Raw genomic sequence first — 16,966 nt, forward strand, 5'->3', positions numbered from 1 at the left:
CGGCTTTCTGTCCCGGTGAGCCCGTGGACGCACGGAGCGCGACAAGCGCACGGATGTTCGTCGGTCGCATGAGACCCGAGCCTACCGGCGGTCCCGGTCGGCCCCGGGCTCCCGCAGGGTCTTGCGGATGATGTCGACTCAGCGCCGCATCGTCGAGCGCAGGCCGGGCGAATTGCGAGAGTCTCCAGCCGATCACTCGGCGGGGAGGTGCACCGGACATCGCGAAGCCGGTGCCCGCGCGACCAGGTGAATGTGGAGCCACCTAAGGGAATCGAACCCTTGACCTATTCATTACGAACGGCTCTTCCGCCCACCCGGCGGAAGGGGCTTCCTCGAGACGTTGATCTCGACTCACCTGTACTCATCTGGGATCTCTCCCGTTGATGAACTTCGATGCGTCTCGATGCTACCCGACGATTTGGACTGGGCTGGACGCGCCCGTGCTCATTTGTGGTCAACAAATGGACAACGAGCCGGTTGAGCCGAACTAGGCGGCTTGACGGCGCTCGCTAGAGCCGCGCGCATCGGGCGATCCGCCGTGCCGGCTATACGGGCGCCTAGCTCGCCATGGCCAAGGAGCGCCGAAGCGGGGTGATGACCTGGGCGTGATCGACCGGCATCCGCGCGTTGGTCGACCCGCTACTGCGTCGCGATGAACGTCCCCTGGTGGAAGCGCAGCCGCGGCTTGTGACCATCGAGGACCCACACAGATGAGTGACGACTGTCGCCCTCTGCTGCGCGCACCGTGTAGCAGACGAGTGCGACTCCGGGCGCCAGCTCGCTGAACTGCCAGTCGGCGGTGACGACTGGAGCACGTTCGCTTTCGCTCGCGAGAGATTCGACGATCTCGTCACGGGACCATTGCCTGCCTGAACGACCGATCTCGGTGAAATGCGGATGAAGGAGCTCGCGCAACCGATCGGGGTCGTGACGTGTCGCCGACCCCAGCAGCTCTTCGTCCAAGGATCGCAGCAGGGAGAAGTCCATGCAGTCACCTTGGCAGGCCGCGCCGAAAGAGTCTCGATAAGCGACCCGGTTGCGAACGTCTAGCGAGCGCCGGTGCCGCCAGGCGCGCGGCGGCGTCGCCGCTCCAGGCTCTCGTCTCGCGCGAAGACTCCGCAGTAGATCACGCCCACCACCAGACAAGTTCCGACTGACAGGAACAACCCGTTCACCGTCAGCTCGGCCGACCCCAACAAGACGCCGACGACGAACATTACGACGCCGACCGCGAGGCTCAACAGCGCCGTCCACCGCGCAACGCGGAAGGCTGACCGCCGCATTGGAACCATGCGGCCATAATGCCAGCGGGCCGGCCAGATCTCACCAGGGGCGATGGGCACTGCCCCGGGGCGACGACGAAACGCGCACGTGGACCCACGGGTATGCGAGCGAGCCGCCTGACGTGGGACGGCATTGTCGAGGCCTCGAACGGGCCTTCACTTCGCATATCGAGCGACTAGTCAGTGAGGACGACGACGTGTTCGACCTCTGTGGGGTTTTGTCCGGCCAGGCGGACCAGGGGTACGGTCCGGCGTTCCAGCCCCTCTCTGACCGGTTGCCGTTCCATCTCGAGAAAGAGCTCAAACGCTCGGCCACGCGCGTGGCTCGATACCCATCGCTGACCCCCCTCGACATTCGAAGCATCGACGAGTATGTAGGCGTCCAGGTTGAACGCGTACCCCGGAGCTGGCTGCTCCCACAAGTGCACACGGTAAGTGGGAGCCCCGAGCTCGTGGCTCGGCTCGGCATGTCCGGTCGCGTGCACTTCCATCTGGAGAGTCTGGCAGGCGCCCTACCAGGCACAGAAGGACCCGCGATCGAGCCGTTCCCCGTGTGCGGAGGATATGCTCGCAGGTCGATGTAAGTGTCGGGAACGACTCGCCCGAGGCTCAACCGCTGCTTCGTTGCGAGATGGTACCTCGGAAGTGCCCGAGCGAGCGCCCCCAGCGTTGTTACAGTGCCGGACGGCGCATGCGGTTCGACAGGCTTGACCCTGCAAGCACTCCGAGTGCTATCGCCACCATCGTCCCCAACGTCGCGACGAGAGAAGCCGTCCCCGCAGAGTCGCCGCCGAGGATGTCGGCGACACTCACCAACCCGATCGCGCCCGGCACGAGCAAGGCGAACGCGGGCGTGAAGCTCACGAGCGCGGCGGGGCCAGTGGGCTGACGTGCTACGAGGGCGGTGACGGGCGTCACCACCAGTGCTCCGACGAACGCGGACAGGACTCCTCCGACGAGGAGGTCGCCGAGCACCTGTGCCGCATGAGCGACGTAGAGGACGAAGAGGATCCACGGGATCGACTTCCTCGGCGCGGACCGGTGCACGCAGATCGCCACGCCGAATACGGCGACGGCGATCCAGGGTGCGACCGGACCGAGGAGGTCGGGGTGTTTGCTGAAGTCGAAGTCCGGCACGCCGACGATGGCGCCGGCAGTCACGATGCCCGCGCCGCCAGTGCCGCCGGACGCGGACAACCCGCGCCGGAGATCATGTGCCCCATCGACAGCTCGAGGACCGCGGTGGTGAGCAGCGCGCCTGGCAGGAGCACGACAAGCGGCGCCAGGAGTGCCGCCAGGATGCCGCTTCCCCAGCCGAATCTGACCAGCAGCAGCACCACGCTCGCCACGAAGAATGCGATCGCGACCGTGATGAGCGCACCATATCGTCGTGGCACTCGTTCGCTGATGAGCAGCCCCGCACCTACCACCAGCCCGAGGGCAAGGGACAGTGACACGCCCAGCCATGACGCTCCCAGGAGGACAGACAAGGCGCCGCTCAGAAAGCCGTAGCCGACAACCCGCAGCACCGGCCCGTAAGCGGGTTCGATTCCCCGGATGCGACGGATCCGCTCGATCGTCGAGCTCGGATCCAGAACGCCGGTACGCGCGGCATCAGCAGTCTGCTGCACCTCATCGATCTGAGACAGGAGAAGCTGTCCGTCCCCACCTGCGACAGCGCCCGTCTCACGGCGTCCGGCGTCGCGCGCCGACATCAACACAGCGTTGGGGAAGACGAGAACATCGCTTTCTGGCACACCGTTGACGCGAGCGATATCGCTCAGCACGTCCTGCACCGTCTCCACGGTGAAACCCGCCTGGATCATCGCACCGCCCACGGCTTCGACAGACGCCAACGCTCCCGCCGCATCCGGCTCATCATCCGGACGAACCGATACAGCGCCGGTGATCAGAGCAGCGCGTGCGCTGACGGCGATGTCCCGCTCCCCGCGCGCGCGTACCGCCATCAGAAGGATCGCCGCCGCGACGAGCACAGCGACAGCGATCAACGCCACAATCACGGTCATCCCGCCCTTTGCCTGACTCCAAATCGTTCCGAGCGATTATCCATGGCGTGGCCACGAAGCCAGTCCCTCGGACACCACCCCGATCTTCGCCGGTCCAGCGCCAGCTCTACCTGCACCGGATTCCCAGTTCGATCGCCTATAACGACGAGCCCCAACCCGCCGATACGGAGAAGCGGCCCACGCGTCCTGTGAGGCGCGTGTGCTACCGCCCGCTTAAGGACCCCTCACTGTGTCGGCGCCGCACCGAGGACCGTCAAGGGACCTTCGTCGGCGGTCGGGGGCTCGAAGTGGTCGAAGTACTCCGCAGCGACGTTGTAGGGAAGCGCGTAGTCGTCAGCGTGCTCGTGGCTGCGTGCGCCCATCCGTTCCAATGCGACTGATCGCGGCGTCGCTAGATAGATCGTCTCCGGCACCACACCAAGCGGGCGCAGCAATTCCCGATACGCGAGGCGGGCGCGCTTGGACCAGAACGAGTAGTCGAGCACCACGTCTGTGCCGGCCGCGACGAGCGCGATGAGGCGAGCGCGGAGTTCCTGCTCGATCTCTTCGTGCACCTCGTTCGGTAGGGGCATGGTCTGAATCCCACGTCGCCAGGCTTCCTGATCGAATGAAAGGCGCACCAAGCCCTCCGCTTCAAGCCGCCTGGCGACGGTCGACTTGCCAGAACCCGCTGGCCCGCACATCAGAACGACTCTGGTCACCACTCCGACGATAGCCCCCGACCAATCGGGGTCGATCTGTGCGTCGCCCCAGTTTCGCAGGCCGATGCATCCCGGTAGTCCGCGAGCCGGCCGAGCATTTCGCGAAGGATCCGTCCGCGAGGGGACCGACTTGCGAACGGGGTCGATGACGATAGACGCCCTGTTGCATCGGATCGAGGCGGTATCGGAACCGCTTGTGATCGGGTGCCCGTCTATCCGTTCAGGAATGCGTGTATATACTCATAAATATGAACTCCGAGTGCTACTGCACCAGTTTGCGAGTCGCGATGCGACGGATGACCGCCATCTACGATCGGGCCCTTGAGCCTGCTGGCATCAACGTTGCGCAATGGTCGTTGATGCGACGCATTCCATCAGCCGGAGAGGCGCCCATCACGATCCACGAGCTGGCCGCGCGCGCCGAACTCGAGCGATCGACCGTTGCACGCAACCTCCGCGTGCTGGAGAAGGGGGGTTTGGTCGAGGTGAGCACGTCCGTCGCGGATCGGCGGGCGAGCGCGATCGTGCTGACCGCTGAGGCCGAGAGGGTGTCGGTGCTGGCCCTTCCCCTGTGGCAGGGCGCGCAGGCGGAGGTCGAGCGGATGCTGACGGTTGAGGGCGCTGGTCAACTCCGTTCTCTCGCGCTGTCGGTGGGAACCGAGGAGTCATGATGAGCGCGACCCGCATCGTCGACGGTCCGGGCCTGCCGGCAGGCCTCCCGTTCAGTCTTGCGGCCGGAACGGAAGACTTGTGCTTTATCAGCGGGATGCCCGCTTTGAACGCGGTCGGCCGCTATCAACCCGGCACGTTCGAGGAGGAAGCCGCCCTTGCATGGCGCAACGTGATGCGGATCGCCGATGCCGCCGGCTTCGCCCAGCACGAAATCGTCTACGTGCAATGCGTCCTCGCCGACATTGGCGACTACTCTGCGCTGAACGACTGGTGGCGCCGGCAATTCACCGATATCCAGAGCGCGCCTGCGCGCTTCACCTTCCAGGCAGCCGCGCTTCCCTTCGGTTGCAAGGTCGAGATGCAGGCTGTCGCCGCCCATCAACCACGCACCGACCGAGTCTCGTCGTGACCCGCATCGCACCGACCGCAGACGGTCTCCCCGCCCCTCGCCGGCGGCGAAACATCCACCCAGCATGGTGGGTCGCGACTGTCGCCTTCGTCGCGCTGCTCGCCGCAGCCGGCTTCCGCGCCGCTCCGGGAGCGCTCATGGTGCCGCTGAACGAGGAGTTCGGCTGGTCGACCAGCGTCATGTCGTTGGCGGTGAGCGTCAACCTCCTTCTCTATGGACTCACCGCGCCCTTCGCGGCGGCACTCATGGACCGGTTCGGTGTGCGTCAGGTTGTCGCCACCGCCCTCACGCTCGTCGCACTTGGAGCGGGCGGCAGCGTGCTGATGACCGCCTCCTGGCAGCTACTGATCTTCTGGGGACTGCTCATCGGCCTCGGCACCGGATCCATGGCGCTCGTGTTCGCCGCCACGATCGCCAACCGCTGGTTCGTGCGCCGGCGCGGGCTCGTGATGGGCATCCTGACCGCGGGGTCTGCCACCGGGCAGCTCATCTTCCTGCCGCCGGTCGCCATCCTCGCGGAGACGGTGGGCTGGCGGTATGCGTCTCTCGTCGTCGCGGCCGCCGCGCTGCTCGCCGTACCGCTGGTCTGGTTCGTGATGCGCGACTACCCAGCCGATCGCGGCGTGCTCCCGTACGGCGCCGACCCCGGAAGCTACGAGCCGCCGGCACCCGCTACCGGCGGTGCCGCACGACGGGCGTTCGAGGGCCTCGCCTTCGCGGCGAAGACCCGAGCGTTCTGGGCGCTGGCGATCGCCTTCGCCATCTGCGGCGCCACGACCAACGGACTCATCGGCATCCACTTCATCCCATCCGCTCACGACCACGGCATGGCAACCGCGACCGCCGCGGGGCTGCTCGCCGTTGTCGGCGTCTTCGACATCGTCGGCACTGTGGCCTCCGGCTGGCTCACCGACAAATTCGACCCGCGCAAGCTCCTCATCATCTACTACGCCTTCCGCGGGGTAGGCCTCCTGCTGCTGCCCTGGCTGCTCGCCGACACGATCCACCCGAGCATGGTCCTGTTCGTCGTGATCTACGGACTCGACTGGGTCGCCACCGTCCCGCCCACCGCCGCGCTGTGCCGCGAGATCTTCGGCGAGCGCGGCACTATCGTCTTCGGATGGGTCTTCGCCGCCCACCAGATCGGCGCCGCGATCGCCGCGCTCGGCGCGGGCATCATCCGAGACACCTTCGGCGAATACACCTACGCCTGGTGGGGAGGCGCCGCACTCTGCGCCATCGCGGCGATCCTCTCCCTCGCCATCAAACGAGCTCGCGCTGACGCACGGAAGGACAACTCGGAGCGCAACCTACGCGATTCACTCCCGTGACATCGCAACGCCTCCTCTTCAGTGCGATACGCGAGCGGAACACCACTCAGTCCAGCAACCTCGAGGACAACGCGAACGCTACGTCGCCTCCGGCCGGACGGTAAGGGACCGGCTTGCGGCCGCCCGAACGCGATAAAGCTGCCGAGGAATACGTGCCAGAATCGCGGTCGTGGACAGCCGATCATTCCCTCTTAGACCGCGATCGTCCACGGAGCTTGAATCGGGCGACATCCTTGCCGTCCCGATTGATTCGCTTGCCTGGGCGTGTCTCGTAGTGGTCGAAGTTCGCCGCACCGGGCCCGGTTCTCGGACTACGTTCATCGCCGGCACGGTCAGGTGGCGAGGTGAGCAGAGACCGTCAGCAGCGGACATTGCCGCGCGCCCAATCGTCGAGCAGGCGATGACTCGAATTGAGCTCTTCACGGACGGCGGGATCGAGGTCGTAGACAACATCGGCCCGGTGTCCACTCCGTTCGACTCCAACTATCGGGATCACCAGGTGGGAGCCATACATCGGGTGTGGGGTTGGAAGTCGGCCACGGAACACGCTCGACGTCAAGCCGAAGGCAGCGAAGCCGACAGGTAGGCGTTCGCGCGCGCAAGCGGACGCAACCGTGCGGCACGCTGGCGCAGCCGGAGTGGCAGGGCTCGTCGTCGTGATCGTTGCGCTCATTGTCGAGGGGACGGAGCTCTTTCCGCCCTGGATATGGGTCATACCTTTTCTGATCGGAGCGTTCTTCATCGGCGCCTGGTTAGCGTCAGTCAGCCGCAAGCCACGAGTGGCGCAGGCATACGCAGAATGGACTGAAGCAGAGGATGCGGCGGCTGCCTTTCCCGACACTGACTCGGCAAAAAGCGCGCTGATCGTGGCTGCTCACGAACGCTTTGGCGAATGGAAGCGCCTCGACGAGGCAGCGTTCGGGGCGGGCATGATCTTCGGACTCCTCAGCGCGACATTCATCGCGCCCCCGGTGGGCATTCTGGCCCAGATCATCTAGCGGCCACCCGTACCGGCCCAGCATCGGGGCCGCCGGGGTACAGGACCGCTCGTCGAGTCGCATGGAATCGGATGACATCAATCGCAGCAGCGACAATGGAGCTGTGGCGTTGGAGCGGATGGGATCGGGTGATCTTCAGGAGATTCGCGCTTTCCTTCACGAAGCCGACCTGACTCTGTCAGGCCTAGACGACACGACCGTCCAACTGTGGATCGAGCGGGATGAGCACGGAAACATTATCGGCAGCACAGGCTTCGAACTGAGCGCCAATCAGGAGAATGCCCTGATCCGCAGCGTCGCCGTCGCGCCCCGGCACCGGAGTGCCGGGACCGGCACGGGTCTCGCACAGTTCGCCATCGACCAGGCACGGGCGGCCGGTGCCACGCGTGCGTGGCTCTTTTCGCGGCGGTCCGGCCCCTTCTGGCAGAAACTCGGCTTCAGCCGCGCGGACCGGAACCAGCTCGCAGCGGCTCTACCCGACGCTCATCAAGTACTTCTGTTCACTCAGACTGGTCAACTCGAGCGCGAAGTCGCCTGGCAACGTCCGCTTGACAACAACGCACGCTGAGCGACCGTCTGTCGCGCGCTGAATGACTCCGTACAGGCTGCATCTCCCTCACCGCCTGGCGCGCTCTACAACTCCAGCAGCCCCTGCGACAATGCTCGCTTGATCTTTGCGACGCCCGCTCCGTCGCTGAACCCGGGGAACCCGCCGTGCGCGAAGACGAGATTGAGGTACGAGACGAACGATCCGACGTGATCGGTCACGAACAGGCCGTCGGCGCAACCGTCCGGTACGCGGAATCCGTACGGCGCGCCACCGCTGATGTTCGCTTTGTGAAGTCGATCCGGTGCGACAGGCAACACAAATCCGGGAGAGCCGACCGCATCCAGCGACTCCTCCTGCCACGCTTCTCGTTCGCTGGCCCAGTAGTCGAGCGTCGAATATCCCTGGTACCGAGACCCCTCGAGCTCCACCACCAGGGGGTCGGCGTGATCAGAGTCCGGCCACTCCGGGTGCGTTCCCACCAGCCACACATCACCGACGATCCGCATCCACGATGACACCACGAACGGGATGGGGCCGTACTCCCCTTCGAGAGCGGCGACCAGCTCCGTGATCTCGTCGCCTGGCGGGCGGAGCGGAACGACCGGCGCGGCATCAGCGTCGTTCGAGTGAAACCGAAACCCCTGCGCGGTGAGCCGCGCAACGAGGATCTCGACATTGGAGCGCGCACGGCGCGCCATTTCGTCGCAGACGTCACGAGCCTCGGCCTCGAATCTCGGCTCTCTGACAGCTGCACCCAGCTGGCGCAGCTCCCACCACACCTGCTCGCGCTCACCATCGCGATACCGATCAAGCCACCCGCCGCGAGTCATGAACAGCGATTATGCCCTGCCTCGCCTATCCACAGTCGCGCGCTCCTGCAAGTTATCCCCGTGCCGCCCGATTGCGGATCCAACGGGTACGGCCATGCGCCAGATCGAGCAGATGATCTGGGCCGCGACGTCGACATGGAGGTCACCGCTTGCACCTCCACCCCTGGATGCGAATGAACACGACCGACCACACTCGGCGGCATCGTCAAGTTCGCCATTCGTAAGCCAGGCAGGTACCCCGTCTCACTCAGCAAACTGCGGCTCGATCTCGAAGTACAAGTAGCTCGCATTCGTATAGCCGGGCTTCACGAAGCCGTCCAGTGCATCAAATCCAATTAGCTGACCCGCGGAGGTGAAGAGGGCAGATTCGACACCGGGAAGTGTGAAGGGGCTGTTTGGTGAGTTGTTGTAGAGCTCGGCCGAATCCTCGACAAACCGAACGTTGAAGACCTCGTCTGCGACTAAACCGACATTGGCGTACACCTGCAGGGGGAACGACGCGTCCGCAGTCACGAACGCCGACGCGCCGATTGAGGTGCCAGCGCAAGTTGGCAAATTCACCATGACCCTTGTCCCAGTCGCGACGGCATCCGGGTAGGCAGAGTCATTGCGAATGTAGATCCGGAGCGAATATCGATGACCTCGTTCGACCTTCACTTGCGTCTGCCAGCCACCGTCATCCGTGATCGATGCATCACGTATGACGAAAAACGCCCGCTCGTCCCCCACGTTCGGGTTATCAGTGACCGAGTTGAACAGAAGATAGTTCGGGGTCACGGCGTCCGCGAACAGGGGACGCTCAGGGCCCCAGCCGCCAGCGAATACTTCACCGTCCGACCGGCATGCCCCGTTCGTTGTTGCGTCATCCTCCGAATCGGCGCCGACGGGTGGGTTCGGCCCGCCGAGGGACTCGGCAATCGATTCGAGCGCATCACTCTGCCTGGTCTCTTCCGCGTGCGAGGCTGCCGCCGACTCGGCTTCTTCATCGGCCCGGGCATCCTCCCGGGCGTTCGCCCACGTCTGGAGTCCCAAAGGCAAGGCGATCGACACAATCACGGCGACAATTGCAACGACCAAGGAGGCAAGCGCTACCGCCGCCTCGGACCACCGATTACCCGCCATATCCGCACACTAGCGAACCTTGTCGCTGTGGCCCCGTATGGATGCGAAGTCCGCTTCGCGGCATCTGCTCCCGCCGAAAGAGGTGAGGACATCCGGGTACGCTTACACCGCGGCACGGACGGCGCGCGGGCGGGTACGACAGATCCACGAGCTGTTCTCGGTGCGCTACCCTCCGCTCTCGTGCGATGCGCGGTTGAGAATCGTGTTCGACCGTGATTAGGCGACCCGAACGGACCGCGCCTCCGCGCCTCGAGTGGAATCCGGGTCGGCGGGGCGAGATTCATCCCACAGTGGCACCGTGAGCATCTCGCTCACGGCCGCCTCGAGGTGGCGTGAGAGCGAGATCCCGGCGGGGTCGTCGAGCCACTGGCGCTGGAGTCCCTCCTCCAGAGCGAGCAGGCGGACGGCGCCTTCCGCGGGGTCGAGGCCAGGGGTGAGGATGCCGGCGCGCTGAGCTCCGCGCAGCGCCCAGGTGATCCCGGAGCGGACCCGGCGGTAATTCTCGTGCACGTAGGCGTGGGCGGGGTGTTCGGGCGAGATGGATTCCGCCGAGACGACGACGTAGAGCTGCACGAGGCCGGGCACGGTTTCGTTGTGCCGGGCGAGGGCGACCATGCCCCTCAGGACGCCGAGTCCGTCGGGGCGGCTCGAGTCGTGCGCTCGGAAGACTTCTCGGTCGATCGACTCACGGCGGTCGAGGACGGCGATGAGCAGCTCTTCCTTGGAACTGAAGTGGTGCATGAGCCCCGCGCGGGTGATGTTGCACGCGGCGGCGATCTCGAGGATCGATGCTCCGGAGTAGCCGGCGTTCGCGAAAGCGGTGACGGCGGCGCTCAGGATCTCCTCCCGTCGCTCGCGTCCCTTGGCGTAGCCGGTTCGCGCCATCGCCTGCGCACCTGCCTTCTTTTCTCCGGTGACTGCTGGTTGCAGAAACCTACACTAGTGCAGGTATTGTGTTCGAGCCGGTACAGCGCCGGCACCCGAGACGAAGGAGTCACGTTGTCCACATCCACCGAGGGCGTCGAGCCCACCACCGTCGGCGCGGCGGTCGCAGAGTCTGTCGCTCAGGCCCCGGCCAGAGAACCCCGCGGGTTCGCAGCGACCTACTGGCTCGCGACGTACGGCCTGTTCCTGGGCGTCCTCACCCCGATCATGGGCGGGCTGGCGGTCCGCGTGCAGAACCTCGTGGGTCTTGAGGAAGCGCCCGCCGCCCTGGGTCTCGTGATGGGCGTCGGCTCGCTCTTCGCCCTCATCGCGCAGCCCCTCGCAGGCCGCCTTTCGGACCGGACCACGTCCCGGCTCGGCATGCGTCGACCGTGGATCCTTGGCGGAGTCCTGGTCGCCGGCGTGAGCCTGGCGCTCGTGGGCGTCGTGCCCGCAGTCTGGATGCTCCTCGTCGTCTGGTGCATCGCGCAGACCGCGAGCAACTTCGCACAGGGCCCCGAGACCGCTTCGGTCGCCGACCAGGTGCCCCACCTGCGCCGCGGCTTCATCAGCGGCCTGGCCGGAACCGCCACCCCCCTCGCTCTGCTCACCGGCGCAGCCATTCTCAACGCGATGCCCAACGACGCCCTGCGCAGCCTCGTGCCCGCGGTGATCGCCACGGCCTTCGGCCTGCTGTTCGCCTTCACCCTGAAGGACCGAGTGCGCACCGCGCCTCCTGCTGAGAAGTTCAGCTGGCAGGAGTTCGCGAAGACGTTCTACTTCAACCCGCGCACCCACCGCGACCTCGGGTGGGCCTGGCTGACCAAGGCCATGATCATGTTCGCCTTCGGCGCGCTCGGCGGGTTCCTCACGCTGTTCGTAGGCACGCAGTACGGCCTCGATGTCCCCGCGCAGCTCGCCTTCAACCTCACCTGCACGATGATCCAGGTCGCAGCGATGGTCGTCGTGTCGGTGGTCGCGGGCAAGTGGTCCGACAAGGCGAACCGCCGCAAGCCCTTCGTCACCGTCGGCGGCGTCCTCGTCGGGCTGGGCGTCATCGTTGTGGCGCTCTCGCCGCTCGCCGGCGACGGAGGCCTGACGGTGATCCTCGTCGCCGAAGCCATCCTCGGCGTGGGTGCGGGCCTGTTCTTCGGTGTCGACCAGGCGATGTGCATCGACGTGCTGCCCGACAAGGAGAACATGGCCAAGGACCTCGGAGTGCTGAACATCGCCAACACCCTCCCCGCGATGGTCGCACCGTTCCTCGCCGGCACGATCTTCATCCCGATCGGCGGCACTGTGTTCGGCGGCGGGTACACCGTGTGGTTCGCGTTCGCGGGCGCCGTCGGCATCATCGGCGGACTCCTGGTGACGAAGATCCGCGGCGTCAAGTAGCACAATCCCCGGGGGATCCTTGAACCGAACAGGGTCCCCCGGCTCCCAGCATCCGAAAAGCAGAAAGAAGCAAGCGCCTCATGACCACAGTCACCGACACTCGGTTCCCGTTCCAAGACCCGACCCTCTCGCCCGAGCAGCGAGCGGACGACCTGCTCAGCCGGCTGCCCCTCGAAGACAAGGCGGGCCTGCTGTTCGTCGGCATCTCGGTGTACGGCGACCCCAGCCAGCCCAGCCCGATGTTCCCGGCGCCGTCGCTGGAGTCGACGGTGTCGAAGCTGCGGATCAACCACATCTACGTGATCGGCGACGCGGACTCCGCACGCGAGTTCGCGCAGTGGCACAACACGTCGCAGGACATCGCGGCGCGGACGGGCTTCGGCATCCCGATCACGTTCGGAACCGATCCGCGCCACGGCTTCCACTTCAATCCCGGCGCGAGCGCGGCCGCGAAGGTCTTCTCGCAGTGGCCCGAACACCTCGGATTCGGAGCGCTGCGGTCCGAGGAGCTCGTCGAGCAGTACGGCGACATCATCCGCCGCGAATACACCGCCGTCGGACTGCGGCTCGCCCTGCACCCGCAGATCGACCTCGCGACCGAACCGCGCTGGGCGCGTCTGAACGCGACCTTCGGCGAAGACCCCGACCTGGTCGCGGGCCTCGGCGCCGCCTACGTCCGCGGCCTGCAGGGCACGAAGCTCGGGCTCGAATCGGTGTCGGCGATGGCCAAGCACTTCCCCGGCGGCGGTCCGCAGAAGGACGGCGAAGACCCGCACTTCGCGTACGGCAAGGAGCAGATCTACCCCGGCGGCCGCTGGGACGACCACCTCAAGCCCTTCATCGCCGCGATCGAGGCCGGCGTCTCGCAGATGATGCCGTACTACGGGATGCCGGTGGGCACGCAGTACGACGAGGTCGGATTCGCGTTCAACAAGGCGATCATCACCGACCTGCTGCGCACCGAACTCGGATTCGACGGGATCGTCTGCACCGACTTCGGCCTCGTCTCGGACGTCGAGATGTTCGGCGCGCCGTTCCCCGCCCGCGCCTGGGGCGTCGAGGACCTCTCGGCGCAGGAGCGCATCGCGCGCATCTTCGACGCCGGCTGCGACCAGCTCGGCGGCGAGTTCTGCGTCTCCGAACTGCTCGGCGCGGTCTGCAACGGCCTGATCACCGAGGAGCGCCTCGACCAGTCCGCCCGGCGCGTGCTGATCGAGAAGTTCACCCTCGGCCTGTTCGACGACCGCCACGTCGACCCCGAGCAGGCGGAGCTCGCCGTGGCGACCGACGAGATGGTGCAGGCCGGCATCGACGCGCAGCGGCACGCGCACACGCTCCTCACCAACGGAACCGCGGATGCCCCGACGCTCCCGCTCACCGCCGGGCTCAAGGTCTTCACGAAGAACATCGACGGTTCGGTGTTCGACGGCTGCGAGATCGTCGACGACCCCGCCGCCGCCGACGTCGCCGTCCTGAGGATCGCCGCCGCCTACGAACCGCGCACGAACGGCTTCGAGCTGTTCATGCACGCGGGCAGCCTCGACTACCCGGATGCCGAACGCGACGAGATCCTCGCCCTGTGCGCCGCGGTGCCGACCGTGATCGTCGTGAACCTCGACCGGCCCGCGATCCTCACGCCGTTCGTCGACGCGGCCGCCGCGATCATCGCGGAGTACGGTGCGACCGACCAGTCCGTCGCCGACGTGCTGCTCGGCAAGGCCCAACCCCAGGGAGAGCTCCCCATCGACCTCCCCCGCTCGATGGCGTCGGTCGAAGCCAACAAGTCAGACACGCCGTTCGACATGCCCGACGCCCTCTTCCGATACGGACATGGACTGAGATACCAGGGCTGAACCAAACGCCCGAACCGGCAAGCAGCCCGCCCCGCGCAAGCGGAGCGGGCTGCTGTCGTGCGTGGGTGCTCAGGTACTCCGTCAGATCGCGCTCGACCGCACAGTGCCCGTAAGAGGATCGCAACCGAACGCGCTCAGAACCGCCCGCAACCTCCCCCAGTCGGGCAGTGCCCGTTTATGGATCAATGACCCGCTCGGCGGGAAACCTATGTCGGCGCGGCCTACGACTGGTTGGGGAACGCGTCACCTTTGAGGGATGGAGCAGACGGTTTGCCGCTCAGGCTCGGTCGCATCCGCTTCGATCGCTTCTGACCCTTGCGAAACTCATTGACCCAGTCATCGACCGGTGGCCGCATACCACGCGCCGCTCTTAGATCCGTCAAGGACTTATTCCACCGGTTTAGGTACGAGTTGGCCAGCCATATGCCGAGGCCGAACAAGGCAACACCCACGAGAATCACGACGAAGAAAGTAGCGCCCGGATCGCTGCCTGCGTCGCCGAAAAGTCCAAGATACGCAGCGATGGGAAGTCCGAGACCACCCAGGAGCACGGTGACGCTTCCGATGACGATGAGCGCGAGCCCGAGGTCGCGACGAACGTCGCCGAGAGTGGCGACGCGACCGAAGATCCATCGGGCGGTGAGATCGTCGCGGTACATTGCCGCGAGCTCGCGTTCTTTCGTCTCGGGCTCCATCTTTTCGACGATCTCGCTGAGTCGCTTCGCGTCACGCAGATCCGCAGGCCACCGCTCGCGGCCGATCAGTGCGCCAACTAAACCAGACACGGCCGCGATTGCGGCGACCCACAGCGCACTCTGCCAGTCCTCCATCCGCTCACATTAGCGCGCGCTCGTGCCGGGGCACTTTCGCTTGCAGCGCACCATCGTGGACTCTCAGTGGGGCGGCGCCAACGCTCTTGCACGCATGGGAATCACCGCGGGCAGTGCCCCTGCGCGACTGTCCGGCTTTCATGAGAAGTCGTTGTCATCGGCGGGCGTCGGAGTTTGATATTGTTCACGCTAACTGGTCGTCTGTCCACGCGACCGGTAGTGGACCATAAGAAAAGACGATCGAGTACCGAGGGCCTACAGGGGCCAGTGACGCCCCTTGCCTACTCGCGGAAACATCGTCCGGCAGCTCCTCTTATGTGCGCGCGGCCCCCGCGCCGCCGAAATGCTGCCAGGAGCTCCGCCGAGGAGCCTCGACCCCGCCCCGCTACATGCGGGGCTTTCGTGCGTCTACCGGCGACCCCAGGAGACGGCGAACGCACCGACGACTTCAAATCGAACAACTGAATAGAACCCGACAAGACGAACTCGAAGGAGAGATCGTGTCCGTGCCCATCTCGCACCGCTGCGGCAAGGTGCGCTTCCGCGACCACCGCGAAGCTGTCTCAGCACTGCACGACGTTGTGACGCTTCGCAAGCGGGCTGAGGAAGCATCGCTTCCGTCACGACGTCGGGAGGTCCGTTGCTACGAATGCCCTCGCTGCCTTGGCTTCCACCTCACGAGCAGGGCAGCAGCATGAAGAAGACCCTCTCCGACAAGTACAGGAAGATCCGAGCTTGCGACGACTGGGAACTCGACTACATCCGCAGTCTCGCAGAGCGCCGCAGCGACGGCGCTATCGCCTTCTCGACCAACTGCTGGGGCGAGGTGTGGAGCACCGGCCGATACGGGTGCGACCGTGGCCCGCACCTCGATCTCCGCGAGTTCTCAGACGTCCTCGCCCAGATCACCGACGCGTTTCTGCAGCGCCGCCCCCTTGGTGGACGTTTCGAGCTCTTAGGACGATCAGTCGTCTTCTCTGACTCGAAGACGCAGTTCGCGGTCATCAAGCGGTAACGCGGCGCGGTGATCGACGTACACATCTGATGCCCCTCGGAGAGGAGTGCCGTGATTTCGCGACACGCCTCTCAGTCCGACCGCGATGACGTGCAACGCAGTCGGCGCCAGCACGCGGATCCATCGGAGCCGCCGCATGCACGGTTGGGGGCTGCTTGCACGCGTCGCACGCACGGGCATGGCGCGCGGACGTGCACCCAGCCGCACGCCAGGCCCCTTCACCGGACGATGCCCGTTTACGGATCGCGATCGCACGGGTGGGCCGTGCTTCCGAGCATGCGCGTGCTGAAAACAATCCAGCTCATCGGGGACACGCTTTGACGCTGGTCCTTCGTGCTCGTCTTCGTCTCAACCGGAAGTAGTCCCTCGTGTCGACGCAAGGAGTCCGAGGTCTTTCGCAGTGAGTCCGGAGAGAGTAGAGAGAATGTCGTATCGCGGGTCGTCGGGAATGGCCGCATCGTGTGGCACCGCGATTGCTATCGTTCCCGCCGCGACAGCCGACGCGAGACCCGTCGGCGAGTCCTCGATTGCGACGCATCTGGCGGCGTCAACCCCGAGTCGGCGCGCTGCGGTTTGATATGGATCGGGGTGAGGTTTGCCGTGAGCGACGTCTTCCCCGGCGACGATCAATCGGATCGCGTCAACTGGAAGCTTGGCGGCGATGATGAGCGCCATGTCGCGCGGTGAAGTTGTAACAATCGCCTGAGGGATTTCGAGCGCGGCGAGTTCTCCGACGAGCTCATACGCACCTGGGCGCCATTCGATCAGGTCCGTGAGATCGGCGCACACTTCTCTGGTGAGGCGATCGATGATCTCGTCGTCGCCGAGTAAAACTCCAGCGTCGTGCATCGCTTGTGCAGTTGCTTCCATGTCGGCACCGATGAGACCCAGCCCGTTCTCCCACGTCCACACACCGTCGTGCTCGGCCACCAATCGCAATTGGGAACGAATCCAAGAAGGCTCCGAATCGATGAGTGTTCCGTCCATGTCCCACAGCACCGCTGCGGGAAATCTCATTCTTGCCAT

17 protein-coding genes are annotated in these 16,966 nt (G+C 65.6%); 8 read left to right on the plus strand and 9 right to left on the minus strand.

The genetic code is table 11. The annotated features are described in order from the left end of the window. Positions 1-639: 639 nt before the first annotated feature. The 4 genes from ABZ477_RS03745 to ABZ477_RS03760 form a co-directional block, all read right to left on the minus strand. The gene (locus ABZ477_RS03745; protein ID WP_360128097.1) at positions 640-987 is read right to left on the minus strand and encodes a nuclear transport factor 2 family protein; all 348 of its coding nucleotides are present in this window, start codon (positions 985-987) and stop codon (positions 640-642) included. Positions 988-1,955: 968 nt separating this feature from the next. After that, the gene (locus ABZ477_RS03750) at positions 1,956-2,444 is read right to left on the minus strand and encodes a hypothetical protein (RefSeq protein WP_360128100.1); all 489 of its coding nucleotides are present in this window, start codon (positions 2,442-2,444) and stop codon (positions 1,956-1,958) included. Next, on the minus strand, positions 2,441-3,310 hold the full coding sequence (locus ABZ477_RS03755) for a threonine/serine exporter family protein (RefSeq protein WP_360128103.1): 870 nt from the start codon (positions 3,308-3,310) through the stop codon (positions 2,441-2,443). Before ABZ477_RS03755 ends, ABZ477_RS03750 begins: the two co-directional genes overlap by 4 nt. A gap of 224 nt (positions 3,311-3,534) precedes the next feature. Further along, entirely contained in the window at positions 3,535-4,011 is a 477-nt protein-coding gene (locus ABZ477_RS03760) for an ATP-binding protein (RefSeq protein ID WP_360128106.1), read from the minus strand. 248 nt (positions 4,012-4,259) lie between these two features. Between ABZ477_RS03760 and ABZ477_RS03765 the strand changes: the two genes are divergently transcribed. The 5 genes from ABZ477_RS03765 to ABZ477_RS03785 all read left to right on the plus strand — a co-directional run bounded on the left by ABZ477_RS03765 (position 4,260) and on the right by ABZ477_RS03785 (position 7,989). Next, positions 4,260-4,682, plus strand: a complete 423-nt coding sequence (locus ABZ477_RS03765) for a MarR family transcriptional regulator (protein WP_360128109.1) — start codon at positions 4,260-4,262, stop codon at positions 4,680-4,682. Further along, positions 4,682-5,092: a RidA family protein gene (locus ABZ477_RS03770; protein WP_360128112.1), complete on the plus strand. Its 411-nt coding sequence runs from the start codon at positions 4,682-4,684 to the stop codon at positions 5,090-5,092. Before ABZ477_RS03765 ends, ABZ477_RS03770 begins: the two co-directional genes overlap by 1 nt. Continuing rightward, positions 5,089-6,423 carry an MFS transporter gene (locus tag ABZ477_RS03775; RefSeq protein ID WP_360128115.1) on the plus strand — a complete coding sequence of 445 codons (1,335 nt, stop codon included), beginning with the start codon at positions 5,089-5,091 and terminating at the stop codon, positions 6,421-6,423. The genes ABZ477_RS03770 and ABZ477_RS03775 overlap by 4 nt, the downstream gene beginning before the upstream one ends. Before the next feature lie 656 nt (positions 6,424-7,079). After that, complete coding sequence (locus ABZ477_RS03780) at positions 7,080-7,421, plus strand: hypothetical protein (protein ID WP_360128118.1); 342 nt, start codon at positions 7,080-7,082, stop codon at positions 7,419-7,421. A 61-nt stretch (positions 7,422-7,482) separates the two neighbouring features. Next, positions 7,483-7,989 (plus strand): GNAT family N-acetyltransferase, encoded by a 507-nt coding sequence (locus ABZ477_RS03785; protein WP_360128121.1) that lies wholly within the window; start codon positions 7,483-7,485, stop codon positions 7,987-7,989. 65 nt (positions 7,990-8,054) lie between these two features. Here ABZ477_RS03785 and ABZ477_RS03790 read toward each other — a convergent pair whose 3' ends face one another. From ABZ477_RS03790 to ABZ477_RS03800, 3 genes are all read right to left on the minus strand, one after another. Beyond that, positions 8,055-8,801, minus strand: coding sequence for a hypothetical protein (locus ABZ477_RS03790; RefSeq protein ID WP_360128124.1), 747 nt, complete (start codon positions 8,799-8,801; stop codon positions 8,055-8,057). A 243-nt stretch (positions 8,802-9,044) separates the two neighbouring features. Further along, positions 9,045-9,923: a hypothetical protein gene (locus ABZ477_RS03795; RefSeq protein WP_360128127.1), complete on the minus strand. Its 879-nt coding sequence runs from the start codon at positions 9,921-9,923 to the stop codon at positions 9,045-9,047. A gap of 216 nt (positions 9,924-10,139) precedes the next feature. Further along, positions 10,140-10,808, minus strand: a complete 669-nt coding sequence (locus tag ABZ477_RS03800; protein WP_360128130.1) for a TetR/AcrR family transcriptional regulator — start codon at positions 10,806-10,808, stop codon at positions 10,140-10,142. Positions 10,809-10,922: 114 nt separating this feature from the next. Between ABZ477_RS03800 and ABZ477_RS03805 the strand changes: the two genes are divergently transcribed. Both ABZ477_RS03805 and ABZ477_RS03810 read left to right on the plus strand, forming a co-directional pair. After that, positions 10,923-12,242 carry an MFS transporter gene (locus ABZ477_RS03805; protein ID WP_360128133.1) on the plus strand — a complete coding sequence of 440 codons (1,320 nt, stop codon included), beginning with the start codon at positions 10,923-10,925 and terminating at the stop codon, positions 12,240-12,242. Between the two features lie 80 nt (positions 12,243-12,322). Further along, a complete protein-coding gene (locus ABZ477_RS03810; RefSeq protein ID WP_360128136.1) occupies positions 12,323-14,095 on the plus strand; it encodes a glycoside hydrolase family 3 N-terminal domain-containing protein in 1,773 nt (590 codons plus the stop codon). Between the two features lie 221 nt (positions 14,096-14,316). On the opposite strand, the gene ABZ477_RS03815 is transcribed toward ABZ477_RS03810, so the two are convergent. Beyond that, entirely contained in the window at positions 14,317-14,925 is a 609-nt protein-coding gene (locus tag ABZ477_RS03815) for a hypothetical protein (RefSeq protein ID WP_360128139.1), read from the minus strand. A 694-nt stretch (positions 14,926-15,619) separates the two neighbouring features. On the opposite strand from ABZ477_RS03815, the gene ABZ477_RS03820 reads away from it, so the two are divergent. Further along, positions 15,620-15,940, plus strand: coding sequence for a hypothetical protein (locus ABZ477_RS03820; protein WP_360128142.1), 321 nt, complete (start codon positions 15,620-15,622; stop codon positions 15,938-15,940). Positions 15,941-16,288: 348 nt separating this feature from the next. On the opposite strand, the gene ABZ477_RS03825 is transcribed toward ABZ477_RS03820, so the two are convergent. Next, entirely contained in the window at positions 16,289-16,966 is a 678-nt protein-coding gene (locus tag ABZ477_RS03825) for an HAD family phosphatase (protein ID WP_360128145.1), read from the minus strand.

Source organism: Microbacterium sp. NPDC019599, from assembly GCF_040632175.1.
Classification (GTDB): domain Bacteria; phylum Actinomycetota; class Actinomycetes; order Actinomycetales; family Microbacteriaceae; genus Microbacterium.